At 59.9% G+C, this 871-nt stretch carries 1 protein-coding gene and 1 pseudogene; both read left to right on the top strand.

Annotation, left to right across the window (positions count from 1 at the left end):
* Window positions 1–100 precede the first annotated feature (100 nt).
* Window positions 101–454 carry an IS3 family transposase gene (locus TW83_RS20220; protein WP_084697698.1) on the top strand — a complete coding sequence of 118 codons (354 nt, stop codon included), beginning with the start codon at window positions 101–103 and terminating at the stop codon, window positions 452–454.
* A gap of 4 nt (window positions 455–458) precedes the next feature.
* Window positions 459–871 (top strand): annotated as a pseudogene (locus TW83_RS20225) (hypothetical protein); the annotation flags it as partial.

The raw sequence follows: 871 nt of genomic DNA on the forward strand, positions 1-871 counted from the left end.
GTGCAAGCTGCTTTCAATCGCGCGCTCGTCTTTCTCCTACACGCCCAAGGGCGGGCCGAACAAAACCTCGGCCTGATGCGGCGGATCGACGAGCAATTCCTTGGAGACCCTGTTCTTCGGCGTCCGGCAAATGACCCGGCATCTGCGTAACGACGGACACCGGGTGAACGAGAAGCGGATTCGGCGGCTGATGCGCTTGTTGCCGATCTACCAGAAACCCAACACCAGCAGGCCGGCATGGGGCCACAAGACCTATCCATATCTGCTGAGAGAGTTGCCGGTGGAACGTCCGAACCAGGTCTGGCGCCCGGACATCACCCCCCTGCCGGTGCGGCGTGGCGCTCGGCATGGCCTCGAACCGGTGACGGCTCATGCCTCACTCTACCTCATGGCGATCATGGACTGGCACACGCGCAAGGTTCCATCTTGGCGGATCTCGAACATCCTCGAATGAGACCGTGTTCGCCACGGGTTCAAGAACAGGGTCAAACGATTTCTGTGTCGAGGCGCTGAACAAGGCCATCCACAAGTTCGTGCCGCCCGATATCACGACTATGGATCAGGCAGGCAAGCTGATATCCTTCGGCTGGACGGACCGTCTCCGCCAATCAGGGGTGCGAATATCGATGGACGGGAAAGGCGTTCGCAAGCTCACCCCCAACACCATCCTCATCGAGATGCTGTGGCGGACCCTGACACACGAACGCGTTCACCTGCATGCCCGGGACACCGGATCGGAGACGAAAGCGGCGATCCGGAAATGGATGACCTTCTGCAATCACCAGCGCCCTCACTCAGCCAACCCGATCAGCAGGTGCAACGAGCAGCTTAAATTACGTCAGATCCCGTCCAGGAGACGGGACGTAGCTCA

This window comes from Paracoccus sp. S4493 (genome assembly GCF_000967735.1).
In the GTDB taxonomy this organism is placed as follows: domain Bacteria; phylum Pseudomonadota; class Alphaproteobacteria; order Rhodobacterales; family Rhodobacteraceae; genus Paracoccus; species Paracoccus marcusii.